Source organism: Parvimonas parva (genome assembly GCF_045866535.1).
Lineage (GTDB): Bacteria > Bacillota > Clostridia > Tissierellales > Peptoniphilaceae > Parvimonas > Parvimonas parva.
Genome location: NZ_AP038371.1, coordinates 414,137 through 429,106, shown reverse-complemented (window position 1 = coordinate 429,106; position 14,970 = coordinate 414,137). Strand labels below are relative to the sequence as shown.

The window sequence follows — 14,970 nt, the reverse complement described above, 5'->3', positions numbered from 1 at the left end:
CTTTTTTGGTATAATACATAGGAGGTGATTTTATGTGCACAACTTTTTCTATTTTTAGAAATGGAGAAACATTGCTCGGGAGAACAATGGACTTAAGAGATTATCACAGATATGAATTTAAATTTTTCCCAAGCAATTATAATTATGAAGAAGATATTTTTGGAAACAAATTATATACAAAATACAAAATTATGGGAACAACATTTAGAGATTACGACCATTTAATAGATGGAATAAATGAAAAAGGTCTTTTGGGTTGCACCAACTCTTTTAGAAATGTAATTAATTTTAAAAAAGAGCCTAACAATACAAGATTAAATTTAACATCAACAAAGATATTAAATGTATTTTTGACAAATTGTGAAACTTTAGAAGATATAAAAGCACTTGCTCCTAAAATACATATCGTAGAAAAATCTCTTGTCGATGAAACGAATTATTCAAGACATTACCACTATATGTTTACAGATAAAGATAATAAAAGTTTGATCATGGAAATAAAAGACGGAAATTTAGAAGTTTATGAAAATGAATATAACATAATGACAAACAGTCCAAGATTTGAAAAACATATAAAAAATTTACAAAAATATTTAGAAAAAAGAGAATTAAAAGGAAATATTCACACGCCGACAAAAAGATTCATAAGAGCATACATAGAGTTGGAAAATTTAAAACAAAATGAATTTTCAAAAAGTAACGAAGATATTTTATTTGATTCACTAAAAAAATTCACAATAACAAAAAAAGATTTGGAGAACATTTCAGAAAGCTCACAAAATATAACATTATACTACTCAATGTCAAACGCAAAAACTTTAAAATATCATTTGAAATATACCGCTTCAAAAAATATAAACATCTTTTCATTTGACGACTTTAAAAATGAAAACAAAAAAGAAATAGTTCAGTTTATTTAGCACAAAAGAGAGACTTTAATATACAAAGTCTCTCTTTTAATTTATTCAAATACTATTTTATAATTTTCTTTTATTTCCTTGGTTGTATTTAACATTTCTATAATAATTTTTTTTGCAACTTCTTTTGACTGCTCAAAAATGCCACTTTCTCTTGCATCCTTTTCAGCGTTTTCCTTACCACCTTGAGTAAACTCTGTATAATCTTCAACTTTAATTGGATTAAATATAGAATTCTTTTCATCATAGACCTTTAAAGATTTAAAATCCAACTCATTAGATAAAATTTTCGATTCAGGTAAAGTAATTTTTATCGTTTTACCGCCCTCATCAACATTTATCTTCGTTTCTGCTAAATCAATCCCAATCTTCAATATTCCAGTATAACTAACTATAAAACTAGATTTAGTAAAAGGCAATTTAACATTAAATAAAGTATTCCAGTCTTCTCTACTCACTATTTCTTTATATTTATATTGAATTGTGGATAATTCTTTTAATTCTTTAATTTGTACTCCAATAGTTTCATTTGTAATTTTAGGTTTTCCATTATCTCTACGATTAAAAAAATAAAATCCTACCCCTAAAACTAAAATCAATGCCAAAGCAATAGATATAGACTTTTTTAAAATTTTTGTCATAAAACAATCCTCCTAAATAAAAATAATATCGTAACCATTATATATATATGTATATATGGAATGTCAATATTTTGTATAAAAAGGCGAATAAATTAAATTTTATTCGCCATATCTATTATCTTTTTGAATCTATGATTTACTCCGGATTTACTTATGTTTAAAATTTCTGCAAGTTCTTTTAATGAAAAAGTTGGATTTTTCAATCTTAATTCACATAAGTCAAGTAAATTTTTATCCAAATTTTCTTTTCCATATTTTTTATAAACTGTATTTATTGCATCAATTTGTGTAAATGAAGTATTTAAAGTTTTATCTAAATTTGCCGTTTCACAATTTGTTAGTCTGTTTGTATTGTTCTTTATTTCTTTTATCATCTTAGTTTCTTCAAATTTGAATAAACTGTTTACCGTTCCCATTAAAGAAAGAAAATCAGAAATCATTGCACTATCTTTTACATATACGATATGTTGCCCCTTTTTTTCAAGACTTTTTGCTTTTATTCCAAATACTTTTAAATATCTTATAACAAGTTTGGATAATTCATCTGAATTTAAAGTAAATTCCAAATGGTAACTCTTGTCGGGATTGGCTATTGAGCCTGCACCTAAAAAAACTCCACATAAAAAGTTTTTAATAAAATCTTTACTTTTTGTAAAATCATCATAAAGCTCATCTTTTAAGAAAAGACTATCAAGGTCTGAAAAGTAAGTATCTTCTAAAAACTTCTTTGAAATTTCTTCATCTTCAATTACAATTTTATATACATTGTTTTTTCTTAAGTTTGAAATTTTTGAAACTATTATCTTTCCGTCATAAGAGTATAGAAATTTAAAAAGCTTAAAAATTCTTCTTATGATTGAATTGTTTGTAGTTTCAAATCTAATCGTAAAAGAAAAATTACTAAAAACAATCGTTCCATTAGTCCTTATAAAAGCAGAAAGTTCAGAAATAGCAGATTTTTTTTCTACTATTTCTCTTCTTGAAAGTTCATTTTTTAAATCAGTTGAAAATGCCATTATTTTATTTTTCTCTTTTCGTAAAAATAATTCGCACTCTTTAACATATTTCTTTCAGCATCATGCTTTACTAATTTTATAGCCTTGTCATAAGGTAAAAATATTGCCTCTACAAAGCCCTCTTCTCTCTGTGGATTTAAATTCAAATCTTCAGGCTCCATATAAAAATAATGAACTGTTTTTTTCACTTTTTCACCGTCATTATGTTGGTAATCATATTTTACAAAACCTAAATACTTTACGATTTTACCAAGTATTCCAGATTCTTCTTGCACTTCTCTAACAGCTGCCACTTCTTTAGTTTCATTATCTTCAAGTCTTCCTTTTGGTAAAACCCATTCATTGCTAAACTTCTTTAACAAAAGAAAATTGCCATTATGAATAACAACTCCACCAGCACTAACCTCTAGCATAAAACCTCCTATTATCATATCACATATCCTCTTAATATTATAACACGAATTAAATATACATTCAAATAATAAAAATTAATTTGTATCCATAGCAACAATATCATAAATATGATATAATAAATGGTAGTTTATATTAAAGGAGATTATAATGAAATTAGGAATAGTTGGATTACCAAATGTTGGTAAAAGTACATTATTTAACGCAATTACAAAAGCCGGAGCCGAATCGGCAAATTATCCTTTCTGTACTATTGACCCGAATGTAGGTCTTGTAAATGTACCTGATGAAAGATTAAATAAATTAACTGAACTTTATAATTCAAAAAAGACAATTCCTGCTGTTATTGAATTTTATGATATTGCAGGTCTTGTAAAAGGTGCAAGTAAAGGTGAAGGTCTTGGAAATAAATTTTTATCTCATATTAGAGAAGTTGATGCAATCGTAGAAGTGATTAGATGTTTTGAAGATGAAAATATCGTTCACGTTGACGGAGAAGTTAATCCACTAAGAGATGTTGAAACTATTAACTTGGAACTTATTCTATCAGATTTAGAACTTGTGGAAAAAAGATTAGAAAAAGCTAGAAAATCTTTAAAGGGAAACAAAAGTTTTAAAGAAGAAGTTGACCTTTTAGAAAAAATATTACCTGTTTTAGAAGAAGGAAAATCTATTAGAACTTTAACTTTTGATGACACTGAAAAAGCAATTTTAAAAAACTTTTCTCTTTTGAGTGTAAAGCCTATAATTTATGTTGCAAATGTAAATGAAGATGATATGATTGATGAAGGAAAGAGTAACGAATATGTAAAAATTTTAGATGATTTTGCTAAAAATGAAAATTCCGGAATCGTAGTTATAAGCGCTCAAATAGAAAAAGAAATTTCTGAACTTGAAGATGATGAACAAGTGGAATTTTTAAATGATTTAGGAATTTCAGAAAGTGGTGTTTCAAAGCTTATAAAAGAAAGCTACAATCTTTTAGGACTTATGAGTTTCTTAACAGCAGGCCCTGAAGAAACAAGAGCTTGGACTATAAAAATCGGAACAAGTGCCGTTAATGCTGCCGGAAAAATTCACTCAGATATTCAAAGAGGTTTCATCAGAGCAGAAATTGTAAATTATGATGATTTAATCTCTCTTGGAAGTATGGTTACCGCAAGAGAAAAAGGTCTTGTAAGACTTGAAGGTAAAGAGTACATTATGCAAGATGGAGATGTAGTTTACTTTAGATTTAATGTTTAAAACGAAAAGACTGTGCAACAAACACAGTCTTTCTTTTTTTACCTACCTAGAATATTTTTTACTTCTTCGTCTTTTAATTCATAATTATAAAATAATTTATAAAATTCTTTTACTTCTTTTTTAATATCATAATTATAAACTTCAGGATAAACTAAATTCCCAAGCCATTTCATTCCAATTACTCTATTAACTGCAGGTGGTCTTCCGAAGAAATTATATGGACCACTAGGAGCATAGGAAACTTTATTTTCCTTTACAGCTTTTAGAGTTTTAAAAGTTTCTTCTCCTTTAATTTGTTCAGCTAATTCTTTTGATTCAAAAATCAAGAAATCAGGATTTACTTCTGATAATTTTTCAAAAGGAATTTCATTTCCTGAACCGCCTTTAACTTTTTCTACGATAATTGGATTTTGAGCACCGATAAATTCAATAATATCAGCGTGGATAGATCCTTTTGCATTTGCAAATAGTCCTGTTTTTCCTCCACCGTAGTAAACTTTTTTAACATCTTTTATCTTTGCCTTATTTTCTTCAATTTCCTTATATGTCTTTTTGATATATTCAGAAAGTTCTTTTCCTCTTTCTTTATTACCTAAAACTTCAGCAAGTCTGTCAAAAGCTTCAGGTAGTTTGTCAAGAGTTAACTCAATGAAAACTACAGGGATTTTTAATTGTTCTTGTAGCTTGTTTAAATCTTCTTCAATTCCTTTTTTCTTTTCACCCATATCAATTATTACATCAGGTTTTGCATTTACAACAGCTTCCATATTAAGATTGGCTTTCTTTCCATAGAACGCTCCAAATTCAGGTAATTTTTTCAACTCATCGGTAATATACTTTTCTGTACTCTTTGAAAATTTTGATGCTACCCCAACAAGTTTATTCGGCTCAAAAATATGCAACATAACTTGTGCAGGATTTCCTGATGGAGCAACTCTTGTAATGTTTTGTTTTAAAGTAACTTCTCTTCCCAAGTCATCTTTAAAAACTCTAGTTTCGTTCTTTGTCTCTGTTTGTTCATTTTTCTTTTCAGCAGGTTTCGAACAAGCTGTAAAAAGAAGTCCGAAAGTTAAACAAAGAGCTAAAATTCTCTTAAATTTTTTCATATTTCCTCCTTCTCCACCACTACAATGGCTGTATTTTTAGGTTTACAATAATATTTTGTAAAAATTTCCCCATTGTAATTGTAATCTATATCTTTTACATTAGATATCAAATTAATTCCTTTTTCGCCATACCATTTATTTAAGTACTTAATAACTTCTTCATCATCTTTTAATGGTTGACCAAATTCAAAAGTTTGTCTGTAAATTTTATAGGGAATTTTTCTATCATCTAAAAACTTACAAATATCTTGAATAGTATTTTTATTCGGATTATGAACAATACTTTTTTCAACATCATTTCGTATTATTATCATCCTTTTAGTAAATAAGTTAAAAAAATTGTAAAAATAATCTTCAACATTTCCAAAATGACTAAATAAAATATTATCACTTACTCCAATTTTTTCAAAAAGTTCTCCATCATAACAATTAGAACAAATTGTCTTGAAATTTTTAATTTTGTTTTTTGCAATATTATCTTCCAAAAGACCTAAAACCTTATCATCATAATCTACCCCAATTATATCACTGAAATAATCAGATAATTTCATAGGCAAAATTCCTAATCCACAACCGAAGTCAATAAGGCTTTCTCCTTTTGGAATGATTTTTTTGATTTCTAAAGTCATATTATCGTGATATTTAGTATATTCTGAAGCAACTAAATACCATTTTATTCTATCTTCATTCCAAAATATAATCGCGTCTAACCTCCTTATAATCAGGAATACAAAATTTTCCGTTTTCAGTTTCAATTAAATTTATAGGAACATTATATAATTTTTCTAAAAGTTCCTTATTCAAAATAGATACATCTCCAAAAAAACTTTCCTTATTTTTTCTAACTATAAGTACCTTATCTGCATAAGTCAAAGCGTGATTAGGATTATGAGTTGTAATTAAAAATCCTATATTTTTTTTCTTCAATGAATTACAAATTTCCATTATCTTTAGCTGATTTCCATAATCTAAATTAGCAACCGGCTCATCCATAAAAATATAGTTATTGGCTTGCAACAATGCTCTTGCAATTAAAACAAGCTGTCTTTCTCCTCCGCTGATTTGCCTGTAGTTTTTATCTTTTAAATAAGAAATCCCTAAAGTTTTTAAAATTTCAACTGATTTTTCATAATCTTCCTTTGTAGTTTTATAGAAAAATCCGTCTTTTTTAGAATAATTCCCCATTAATATAACATCAATAACTTTATAGTCAAATGCAGGAAAATGAATTTGCGGAATATAGGAAATAAATCTTGAAAGTTTTTTGCTGTCCAATATTTTTAAATCATTATCATCAATCAATGCTTTGCCGTTTTTTATAGGAATTAGTTTTAAAAGTGCTTTTAATAAAGTTGATTTACCAGCACCGTTTTCGCCCAAAACACAAATTATTTCTCCTTTGTTTAGAGAAAAACAAATATCTTTTAATATTTCATTTTTCCCATAAAAAACTTGTAAATTTTTAACCTCTATCATAATCTCTACCTTTTTTATAAATTAAATACAAGAATATAGGTGCTCCAATAAAAGAAGTAACAATTCCAATAGGAATTTCAGAAGTAGTAATATTTCTGCATAAAATATCGACAACAAGTAAAAAACTCGCTCCTAAAAGTCCAGATGCGGGAATTACAAATCTATAATCATCTCCGAAGATAAGTCTTGAAAAATGTGGTATTACAAGTCCAATCCATCCAATTATTCCTGTAACTGCAACACTTGAAGCAGTCATTAATGTTGCAAAAAATATTATAATAAATCTTATTTTTTCAGTATTTAATCCAAGTGTTTTAGCCTCTTCTTCCCCCATTGTAAAAATATTTATTTCTATTTTATATAAATTTGAAACTATAAGTCCAATTACAATAGGGAAAAATATAAATTTAAAATCAATCATTTTTACTGATGCCAAAGAGCCCATAAGCCAATATGTTATGCTTGGTAGCTGATTTTCCGTATCTGCAACAAGTTTTACAAAAGAAATTAAAGAAGAAAATAAACTTCCTATCATCATTCCAGTTAAAATAAGTCCTAAAATTCTATCACTTCTAAAAATTTTACTTAAAGTGTATGTTACAAAAACTGAAAGAATCCCTAAACTAAAAGACAAAAGTGTTATTTCAAAAAAATTAAAATACATCAGTATTCCAAAAGCTGAACCAAATGCTGAAGCTTGTGTTGCTCCTAAAATATCAGGACTTACCATTGGATTTTTTAAAAGTCCTTGAAACAATGCACCACTTGTAGAAATACCTGCCCCTACAAGCATAGCACATAATACTCTTGGAATCCTTATATTCCAAATTATTGTACTTTGAACTGAATCACTAACGATTCCATAAAAAATTCTATCTACTATCACTTTTATTACTTCAAAAAATTTAACAGGATAACGACCGATGCTAAATGAAAAAATAAAAGCTAAAACTAAAATAATTGTCAAGACAAAAAATTTTAATCTAATTTTAGTATTAATCATATAAACTCTCTTTTCTTTATTTTTATAAAAATATAACGATAGTATAAAAATTATAAAACATATCAAAATAAAAGTCAATACATTTTATCACACAATCAAAAAGAAACAATATATTTTCCATTAAAAAATTTTTAAAATTAAAATTAACAAAAAAAGTCTAGCTATGAGTTTCCTCAACGCTAGACTTTTATTCTGTAACAACAAAGTTCTAAGGATAATGCTTGATTAGAACCATCGTATTATTGTCTTAAAAATTCTTCTAATGTAATATTTTTCTTAAAAATTTTATTTGCATTTTCTACGCCAACAAAGCGAAAATGCCAAGGCTCAAATTTATAATTAGTCTTATCTTCTTTATTTTCAGGATAACGAAGAATAAAACCATATTTATGAGCATTTTTTATAAGCCATTTAAATTCTTCAGTTTCTTTAAAAGATTCTTTTAAATTTTTTTCTTCATCTTTTCCAATTATATCTAAACTTTGTCCAATTTGTGATTCATTATGACCTGCACTAGAATACATAGCATATTCAATATATTTGTCATTCTTAGGTGCATTTTTATTAAGTTGCTTTTGTTCTTCGTAACTTATAAATCCTTTATGCAAATCTAAAGTTATTCTATCTCTATTTGCATCTACTTTCATTAAATCAAATTGTTTTTCGACAAATTTATCAAAGCCGGGATTAAAATCACTAGGTAATTTATACTCCGTATTTACTAAAAGAATTCCCTTTATAACTTTAAATAATTTATTTTTAGATACATTTTCAATATTACTACTTTTAACAAAATAAAATTTATCTTCAAATTTAACCTTACTTATTCCATCTTTATATCCAAAAACTTCTAAATATTTTTCCTCTTCAACTTTTACTTTCTCTTTTAAAAGCTCCTCTGTTTCATAAAGAGATACTTTTTTCAAAGTTTTTGCATAATTAGTTGCAATATCTGAAAAATCTTTAACTTCCGGCAAAGTTAATGTTTCAAAATTGTATGGCATTTTACTTTCCAATTCAATTTTCTTCATTTTTTGTCGATTATAAAAATAAACCGAAGAAATCAATATTATCAAAAAAATTGTTATTAAAAAAATTATTTTTTTACTTTTTTTCAAAATATAAACCTCTATATAATTATAATATATATAATTAAAGGGATTTAGAAAACTAAATCCCTTAAACTATTTTATTCAACATCTAATACTTTTCTTCCTTTATACATTCCTGTGTCAGGATTAACTCTGTGAGGTACAACTAATTCATTAGTTTCAGGATCTCTAACTAGAGCTACTTTAGGTAGTCTATATGAAGATGCTCTTCTTTTATCTCTTCTTGCTTTAGAAGTTTTTCTCTTAGGTACTGCCATTATAACACCTCCTCTGAATTTTTATAACATATACCCCCGTTTTAAACGGATAACAAAAATATTATACTATAAAAAAATTAATTTGTCAACAATTATTTTACTAAATCCATAGTATCTCTTGCAATCATTAACTCTTCATTTGTAGGAACGATTAAAACTTTAACTCTTGAGTCATCTGCTGAAATAATAGCCTCATCTCTTGTATCATTTTTAGCATCATCAAGTTTAATTCCGTATTCTTCCATTCCTTCTAATATTAATTTACGCATTGAGGCTGAGTTTTCACCAATACCACCGGCAAATGAAATAGCATCAATATGTCCTAATTCAGCCATAAATCCACCAACATATCTTCTTACTCTTGTGATGAACATATCTAAAGCTAATTGTGCTCTGTCATTTCCTTTTTCTGCTGCCTCTTCTAAATCTCTAAAGTCTGAACTTAATCCTGAAACTCCAAGAACACCTGATTTTTTATTTAAAATTTGATTCATTTCATCAGCTGAATATCCTTTTTCGTTCATTAAGAAAGTCATAACAGTTGGGTCAATATCTCCACTTCTTGTTCCCATTAAAAGTCCTTCTAATGGAGTTAATCCCATTGTTGTATCATAACATTTTCCGTTTTTGATTGCAGCGATTGATGAACCGTTTCCTAAGTGAACAGTTATAATATTAAGATTTTCTTTAGCTGTATCTAATAATTCAGCAGTTCTTAAAGTTACATATCTATGGCTTGTTCCATGGAAACCGAATTTTCTAAGTCTGTAATCTTCATAATATTCATAAGGGATTGCATACATAAATGTTCTTGCAGGCATAGTTTGATGGAAAGCTGTATCAAATACTGCTACATTTTTCTTTCCTGGAACTAAGCTTTCACAAGCCTCAATACCCATTAAGTTTGCAGGGTTGTGTAATGGACCAAATTTAATAAATTCTCTAACTTTAGCCTTTACATTTTCATCAATAATAGTTGATGCTGTTAATTTATCTCCACCATGAAGTACTCTGTGTCCGATAGCATTAACTTCATCTAAGCTCTTAACAACTCCGTATTTTTCATCAACAAGAGCATCAAAAACATGTTTAATAGCTGCTGTATGGTCTGCCATAGCTTCTTCAACAACTAATTTTTCACTTCCAACTTTGTGAGTTAATTTTGAACCTTCAATACCAATTCTTTCAACTAATCCTTTACATAATACACTTTCATCAGTCATATCGAATAATTGATATTTTAAAGATGAACTTCCACAGTTAATTACTAAAATTTTCATTAATTTTCCTCCTAAGATTTTTAAAAAAATATATTTTCACATACACTAATATTTTACTATTTTCTTTAAATTAAGTCAATACAAAATGCTAATTATTAAGCATCTAAAATTTTCAAAAAAAAAAAAAAAAATAGAACTAACTTAAATAAAATTAGTTCTAAAAATAATTTTTAATGTTTTTTTGCTCCAAGTTTATTTTCATTACCATTTAAAAGTCTAACTATATTGGCTTTGTGTCTATAAACAGTCAACAATAATAAAAATAAAAATGTGGATAAAACATAAATATTTCTATATCCAAAAAATATATATGATATTGGTAAAACAGATGCTGTTGACAGCATTGACCCTAATGATATATATTTTGTAAATATTACGATTAAAATAAATATACTAATCGCTATAAGTGCTAATCTATAATCTAAAAACACAATAAAACCAAAAGATGATGCTATTCCTTTACCACCCTTAAAATTCAAAAACACAGGCCAATTATGTCCTAAAACTACAAATATTCCACTTAACAATATTCCGTTTAATCCTAAAAATTTCATTCCAATATAACAAGCTAAAATTGATTTTAAAAAGTCAATAATAAAAGTTAAAACGCCTGCCTTAGGGCCAAAGACCCTAAGTGCATTTGTTGTACCAGCGTTTTTACTTCCATAATTTCTAATATCTTTATTAAATAATATTTTTCCAAAAATCATACCACCTGAAATATTTCCTAAAAAGTATGAAATAATTATACAAGCTAAAACTTTAAACATTATCTTCTCCTCTCGCTCTAAGTTCAAAAACTATTGGTGATGAAGTAAAAGAAAAATTCTTTCTAATTTGATTTTCCAAATATCTCAAATAAGAAAAATGCATTAACTCTACCTTATTCACAAATATTACAAACTTTGGTGGTCTAACTGAAACTTGACTTGCATAAAATATTTTTAGTCTTTGTCCTTTATCAGTTGGTGGAGCATTATGAACAACTGCATCATTTATAATGTCGTTCAAAATACCTGTTGAGATTCTTGTACTATAATTTTCATCAGCAATTTTAATTGCATCAAATAATTTATCAATTCTTTGCCCTGTTTTAACTGAAATAAAAACAAGTTGTGCATAAGGAACAAAACTTAATTTAGTTCTTATATCATCTTCAAAAGCCTTATAAGTTTTATTGTCTTTAACAATTAAATCCCATTTATTAACTGCAATAATTAAAGCCTTATTTTGTTCTTTAGCAAAACCGATAACTTTTGTATCTTGCTCAGTAACCCCTTCAGTAGCATCAATTAAAAGCACAGCAATATCTGACCTTTCAACTGCATTCAAAGTTCTAACAACACTATATCTCTCTAAATTTTCAGTTATATTTTTCTTTCTTCTAAGCCCTGCTGTATCTGTAAAAATATAAGTTTTTCCATCAATTTCAACTCTTGAATCAATAGAATCTCTAGTTGTTCCTGCAATATCAGAAACTATCATTCTCTCTTCTCCTAAAATTCTATTCATAAGAGAACTTTTACCTACATTTGGTTTTCCGATTAATGCAACCTTTGTTACTTCTTCCTCTTCACCTGTATATTTATTTTCAGGAAATTCTTTTATGATTTCATCAAGTAAATCTCCAAGTCCAAATCCTTGAGTTGCAGAAATAACATTTAAATTTTCATAACCAAGCTCATAAAATTCATAAATTTCTGCAGGCATTTTATGAGTATCTATTTTATTTATAGCAAGTACGATAGGCTTTTTAGTTCTTCTAAGATAATTTGAAATTTCTCTATCTTCGTCCATCAAACCATTTTTACCATCAACAACAAATAAAATTACATCAGCATTTTCCATAGCCACATCAGCTTGAGCCTTAATTTTTTGTAAAATTATATCATCACTATTAGGCTCTAAACCACCAGTATCACAAAGAATAAAATGTTTATTTTGCCATTCAGCATCTTGATACAATCTATCTCTTGTAACACCCGGAGTGTCCTCAGTAATAGCAATTCTTTTATTTATAAGTTTATTAAAAAGTGTAGATTTCCCAACATTAGGACGTCCAACTACACAAACTAAAGGTCTTTGCATAAATTCACCTCCATATTTCTTAATATATATTCTACCATATTTTCTTTAAAAAAATAAGCTCCTTTAAAGGAGCTTATCATTATACTGGATAAATTGAAACTTGTTTCTTATCTCTACCTTTTCTTTCAAATCTTACAACACCAGAAATTTTAGCAAAAAGTGTATCATCTCCACCTTTACCAACATTTACTCCTGGGTGTATTTTTGTTCCACGTTGTCTAACTAAAATGTTACCAGCAAGAACGAATTGTCCGTCCCCTCTTTTAGCACCTAATCTTTTAGCTCTACTATCACGACCGTTTTTAGTACTACCTAAACCTTTTTTACTAGAAAAAAGTTGTAAATTCATCTTTAACATACTCTACACCTCCTTATAATAAATCTCAATATATTTATTATATTCTTCTTTCAATGATATAATGCCAACTTCAAAAGTTTTCATTATTGTTTGAACATCTCTAATTTTAAATTCATCCAAACTTTCAATGTCTAACATCATTCTCAAATATCCATCTCCTACTTCCAAATCCATATCATTAGAATCTATTGAACAAATTTTTTCAATAGCATTTGGAGTATTTATAGACAAAACAGATAATGATGCACAAAGAATGTCATTCTCTTCACTAAAATCAGCATGTCCTTCCATTTCAAATCCATAATATAAATCTTTTTTCTTAAAAATATAAATATTAGTCATTAAAATGCAATACTTTCGATTTTAACTTTTGTAAATGGTTGACGATGTCCTTTTTTCTTTCTATAATTTTTCTTAGCTTTGAACTTGAAAATTATAACTTTCTTTCCTCTTCCATGTCTTTCAACAGTTCCTTCAACCTTAGCTCCTTCAACTACTGGAGAACCAACTTTAATATCTCCGTCTTTAGAAACTAAAAGAACTCTATCAAAAGATACTTTTGAGCCTTCTTCAACATTTAGTTTTTCAACAAAAATGCTTTGTCCTTCTTCAACTTGGTATTGTTTACCACCTGTTTCAATTATTGCGTACATAGTGCACCTCCTCATTCTTAAGTCTCGCCGAATTAGGTGCTATGCTTTAAAAACCTAATACGTGCGGTAACACAACAAGTAGTATATCATAAAAACAATAAAAAATCAAGATTTTTTTAAATTATTTTTTAATTTGGATTTAAAATTTTAACTTTAAAATGTTAGTATAGAAGTTAAAATATTTATTGTACATTTGTAAATGATGTGAGACCAAAAATTATAAAAAAATATAACCTGTATGTTAGAATTAAAGGAGAATTAATTCTCCTTTAATTCTAATAATTCTTTACGTTTTTCAATAGGTGAGAGCCAATTTAAAGTTTGCATAGGTAATCTATTAGATTTATAGAGATATTTTTTCATTTGTACAATCAAATCTTCATAAGAATAAAAAGATAGATTACTATAAAATCTTTCATTGTCATTTCTATGACTTCTTTCAACCTTTCCATTGTGTCTAGGCGTTCTAGGTCTGATTAATTGATGTTTAATACCCAATTCGTTACATAGTTTGTCAAAAGGATGAACTCTTTTAGTATCTTTAAAATGTGTAAATTCAAAGCCATTATCGGTTTGAATAATTTCAGGAATATAACCAAAGTATTTAATAGCCATTTTAACAAAAGTAACAGTACTATAAGAAGATTGTTCCTTAAAAGGATAAATAAACCTTTCGCGAGTAGCTTCGTCAATAATCGTATATTGGTAGAATTTATCGGGATATTTACCAACATAACAAGAATTAGGAACATATTTAACATCAAGTTGCATTTTAACACCAATTTTAGTAGGAGTATGATAAGGTTTAGGAACATAGGGTTTGGAAGGCTGTTTAACGTCTTTAAAAAATCCAAGTTTTCTAAGAAACCTAAAAAGAGAGCAAGGGTGTCTAGTATAACCTTTATTTAGTTTAAGTTTAGCGTAAAGTTCAATCAAAGAAATATTAGGATTTCTTCTAATGAGATTTTTAATCCAATAAATTTCAGTATCGGTATGAGAATTAGGGTGTTTAGATAAAGGTCTATGAGATTTATCCTTAAGGGATTCAATAGAGCCATCAAATCTTTTATTCCAACGCATAAGAGAGGCTTTGGATATTTTATATCTTCTACAAACAAAGCTAACAGAATTGCCGTTTCTGTAAGTTTTAACAGCGTGGTATCTTGTTTGAAGTAAATGAGGGATATAACGTTGGTTGTGTTTTATATTTTCTTGATTTTGTGATATAATATTATTCATAAAAGAGAGTTCCTTTCTAGTTAATTTTTTTGTTTTAATAATTATACAGGATATTCTCTTTTTTTTGTACCCTTGGTCTCACATCAATTGTATCATAACAGTTAGTATAGAAGTTAAAATATTTATATTATTTTAAAATCAAAGAATTTGTGATATAATATGTTTAAC

General features: G+C 27.4%; 18 protein-coding genes and 1 other annotated feature. Of the genes, 2 read left to right on the top strand and 16 right to left on the bottom strand.

Annotated elements, in window-relative coordinates:
* The first annotated feature begins 32 nt into the window (after window positions 1-32).
* On the top strand, window positions 33-920 hold the full coding sequence (locus ACKTSI_RS02220; protein WP_407863013.1) for a linear amide C-N hydrolase: 888 nt from the start codon (window positions 33-35) through the stop codon (window positions 918-920).
* A gap of 41 nt (window positions 921-961) precedes the next feature.
* Here the strand turns inward: ACKTSI_RS02220 and ACKTSI_RS02215 are convergent, their stop codons facing one another.
* The 3 genes from ACKTSI_RS02215 to ACKTSI_RS02205 form a co-directional block, all read right to left on the bottom strand.
* Window positions 962-1,558: a DUF4230 domain-containing protein gene (locus ACKTSI_RS02215; RefSeq protein ID WP_407863012.1), complete on the bottom strand. Its 597-nt coding sequence runs from the start codon at window positions 1,556-1,558 to the stop codon at window positions 962-964.
* Window positions 1,559-1,650: 92 nt separating this feature from the next.
* Window positions 1,651-2,574 (bottom strand): DNA-binding protein WhiA, encoded by a 924-nt coding sequence (gene whiA, locus ACKTSI_RS02210; RefSeq protein ID WP_407863011.1) that lies wholly within the window; start codon window positions 2,572-2,574, stop codon window positions 1,651-1,653.
* Window positions 2,574-2,987: an NUDIX hydrolase gene (locus ACKTSI_RS02205; RefSeq protein WP_288980740.1), complete on the bottom strand. Its 414-nt coding sequence runs from the start codon at window positions 2,985-2,987 to the stop codon at window positions 2,574-2,576. Before ACKTSI_RS02205 ends, whiA begins: the two co-directional genes overlap by 1 nt.
* 148 nt (window positions 2,988-3,135) lie before the next feature.
* On the opposite strand from ACKTSI_RS02205, the gene ychF reads away from it, so the two are divergent.
* On the top strand, window positions 3,136-4,230 hold the full coding sequence (gene ychF, locus ACKTSI_RS02200) for a redox-regulated ATPase YchF (RefSeq protein ID WP_407863010.1): 1,095 nt from the start codon (window positions 3,136-3,138) through the stop codon (window positions 4,228-4,230).
* A 38-nt stretch (window positions 4,231-4,268) separates the two neighbouring features.
* Here ychF and ACKTSI_RS02195 read toward each other — a convergent pair whose 3' ends face one another.
* From ACKTSI_RS02195 to ACKTSI_RS02135, 13 genes are all read right to left on the bottom strand, one after another.
* Window positions 4,269-5,336 carry an ABC transporter substrate-binding protein gene (locus ACKTSI_RS02195; protein WP_407863009.1) on the bottom strand — a complete coding sequence of 356 codons (1,068 nt, stop codon included), beginning with the start codon at window positions 5,334-5,336 and terminating at the stop codon, window positions 4,269-4,271.
* Window positions 5,333-5,965 (bottom strand): methyltransferase domain-containing protein, encoded by a 633-nt coding sequence (locus ACKTSI_RS02190; RefSeq protein ID WP_407863008.1) that lies wholly within the window; start codon window positions 5,963-5,965, stop codon window positions 5,333-5,335. The genes ACKTSI_RS02195 and ACKTSI_RS02190 overlap by 4 nt, the downstream gene beginning before the upstream one ends.
* Before the next feature lie 55 nt (window positions 5,966-6,020).
* Window positions 6,021-6,812, bottom strand: a complete 792-nt coding sequence (locus ACKTSI_RS02185) for an ABC transporter ATP-binding protein (RefSeq protein WP_407863007.1) — start codon at window positions 6,810-6,812, stop codon at window positions 6,021-6,023.
* A complete protein-coding gene (locus tag ACKTSI_RS02180; protein WP_068473965.1) occupies window positions 6,799-7,815 on the bottom strand; it encodes an iron ABC transporter permease in 1,017 nt (338 codons plus the stop codon). Before ACKTSI_RS02180 ends, ACKTSI_RS02185 begins: the two co-directional genes overlap by 14 nt.
* A 239-nt stretch (window positions 7,816-8,054) precedes the next feature.
* Window positions 8,055-8,846: a D-alanyl-D-alanine carboxypeptidase family protein gene (locus tag ACKTSI_RS02175; protein WP_231698849.1), complete on the bottom strand. Its 792-nt coding sequence runs from the start codon at window positions 8,844-8,846 to the stop codon at window positions 8,055-8,057.
* Window positions 8,847-9,004: 158 nt separating this feature from the next.
* A complete protein-coding gene (gene rpmF, locus ACKTSI_RS02170; RefSeq protein ID WP_004832204.1) occupies window positions 9,005-9,184 on the bottom strand; it encodes a 50S ribosomal protein L32 in 180 nt (59 codons plus the stop codon).
* A gap of 92 nt (window positions 9,185-9,276) precedes the next feature.
* Window positions 9,277-10,464 (bottom strand): acetate kinase, encoded by a 1,188-nt coding sequence (locus tag ACKTSI_RS02165; protein WP_407863006.1) that lies wholly within the window; start codon window positions 10,462-10,464, stop codon window positions 9,277-9,279.
* A gap of 170 nt (window positions 10,465-10,634) precedes the next feature.
* Window positions 10,635-11,234: a glycerol-3-phosphate 1-O-acyltransferase PlsY gene (gene plsY, locus ACKTSI_RS02160; RefSeq protein ID WP_407863005.1), complete on the bottom strand. Its 600-nt coding sequence runs from the start codon at window positions 11,232-11,234 to the stop codon at window positions 10,635-10,637.
* The gene (gene der / locus ACKTSI_RS02155) at window positions 11,227-12,552 is read right to left on the bottom strand and encodes a ribosome biogenesis GTPase Der (RefSeq protein ID WP_288980723.1); all 1,326 of its coding nucleotides are present in this window, start codon (window positions 12,550-12,552) and stop codon (window positions 11,227-11,229) included. The genes plsY and der overlap by 8 nt, the downstream gene beginning before the upstream one ends.
* A 79-nt stretch (window positions 12,553-12,631) precedes the next feature.
* Window positions 12,632-12,910, bottom strand: a complete 279-nt coding sequence (rpmA, locus tag ACKTSI_RS02150) for a 50S ribosomal protein L27 (protein WP_068473980.1) — start codon at window positions 12,908-12,910, stop codon at window positions 12,632-12,634.
* A 3-nt stretch (window positions 12,911-12,913) separates the two neighbouring features.
* A complete protein-coding gene (locus ACKTSI_RS02145; RefSeq protein WP_201275243.1) occupies window positions 12,914-13,252 on the bottom strand; it encodes a ribosomal-processing cysteine protease Prp in 339 nt (112 codons plus the stop codon).
* Window positions 13,252-13,563 carry a 50S ribosomal protein L21 gene (rplU, locus tag ACKTSI_RS02140; RefSeq protein ID WP_068473986.1) on the bottom strand — a complete coding sequence of 104 codons (312 nt, stop codon included), beginning with the start codon at window positions 13,561-13,563 and terminating at the stop codon, window positions 13,252-13,254. Before rplU ends, ACKTSI_RS02145 begins: the two co-directional genes overlap by 1 nt.
* Before the next feature lie 10 nt (window positions 13,564-13,573).
* Window positions 13,574-13,642 (bottom strand) — a sequence feature (ribosomal protein L21 leader region).
* A gap of 179 nt (window positions 13,643-13,821) precedes the next feature.
* A complete protein-coding gene (locus ACKTSI_RS02135) occupies window positions 13,822-14,802 on the bottom strand; it encodes a DDE-type integrase/transposase/recombinase (protein ID WP_407862668.1) in 981 nt (326 codons plus the stop codon).
* Between the last annotated feature and the right edge of the window lie 168 nt (window positions 14,803-14,970).

Bases quoted from the DNA above. Each gene is read 5' to 3' on its own strand.
- ACKTSI_RS02220 (WP_407863013.1), top strand. From the start codon at position 33: ATGTGCACAACTTTTTCTATTTTTAGAAATGGAGAAACATTGCTCGGG.
- ACKTSI_RS02215 (WP_407863012.1), bottom strand. From the start codon at position 1,558: ATGACAAAAATTTTAAAAAAGTCTATATCTATTGCTTTGGCATTGATT.
- whiA (WP_407863011.1), bottom strand. From the start codon at position 2,574: ATGGCATTTTCAACTGATTTAAAAAATGAACTTTCAAGAAGAGAAATA.
- ACKTSI_RS02205 (WP_288980740.1), bottom strand. From the start codon at position 2,987: ATGCTAGAGGTTAGTGCTGGTGGAGTTGTTATTCATAATGGCAATTTT.
- ychF (WP_407863010.1), top strand. From the start codon at position 3,136: ATGAAATTAGGAATAGTTGGATTACCAAATGTTGGTAAAAGTACATTA.
- ACKTSI_RS02195 (WP_407863009.1), bottom strand. From the start codon at position 5,336: ATGAAAAAATTTAAGAGAATTTTAGCTCTTTGTTTAACTTTCGGACTT.
- ACKTSI_RS02190 (WP_407863008.1), bottom strand. From the start codon at position 5,965: ATGACTTTAGAAATCAAAAAAATCATTCCAAAAGGAGAAAGCCTTATT.
- ACKTSI_RS02185 (WP_407863007.1), bottom strand. From the start codon at position 6,812: ATGATAGAGGTTAAAAATTTACAAGTTTTTTATGGGAAAAATGAAATA.
- ACKTSI_RS02180 (WP_068473965.1), bottom strand. From the start codon at position 7,815: ATGATTAATACTAAAATTAGATTAAAATTTTTTGTCTTGACAATTATT.
- ACKTSI_RS02175 (WP_231698849.1), bottom strand. From the start codon at position 8,846: ATGAAGAAAATTGAATTGGAAAGTAAAATGCCATACAATTTTGAAACA.
- rpmF (WP_004832204.1), bottom strand. From the start codon at position 9,184: ATGGCAGTACCTAAGAGAAAAACTTCTAAAGCAAGAAGAGATAAAAGA.
- ACKTSI_RS02165 (WP_407863006.1), bottom strand. From the start codon at position 10,464: ATGAAAATTTTAGTAATTAACTGTGGAAGTTCATCTTTAAAATATCAA.
- plsY (WP_407863005.1), bottom strand. From the start codon at position 11,234: ATGTTTAAAGTTTTAGCTTGTATAATTATTTCATACTTTTTAGGAAAT.
- der (WP_288980723.1), bottom strand. From the start codon at position 12,552: ATGCAAAGACCTTTAGTTTGTGTAGTTGGACGTCCTAATGTTGGGAAA.
- rpmA (WP_068473980.1), bottom strand. From the start codon at position 12,910: ATGTTAAAGATGAATTTACAACTTTTTTCTAGTAAAAAAGGTTTAGGT.
- ACKTSI_RS02145 (WP_201275243.1), bottom strand. From the start codon at position 13,252: ATGACTAATATTTATATTTTTAAGAAAAAAGATTTATATTATGGATTT.
- rplU (WP_068473986.1), bottom strand. From the start codon at position 13,563: ATGTACGCAATAATTGAAACAGGTGGTAAACAATACCAAGTTGAAGAA.
- ACKTSI_RS02135 (WP_407862668.1), bottom strand. From the start codon at position 14,802: ATGAATAATATTATATCACAAAATCAAGAAAATATAAAACACAACCAA.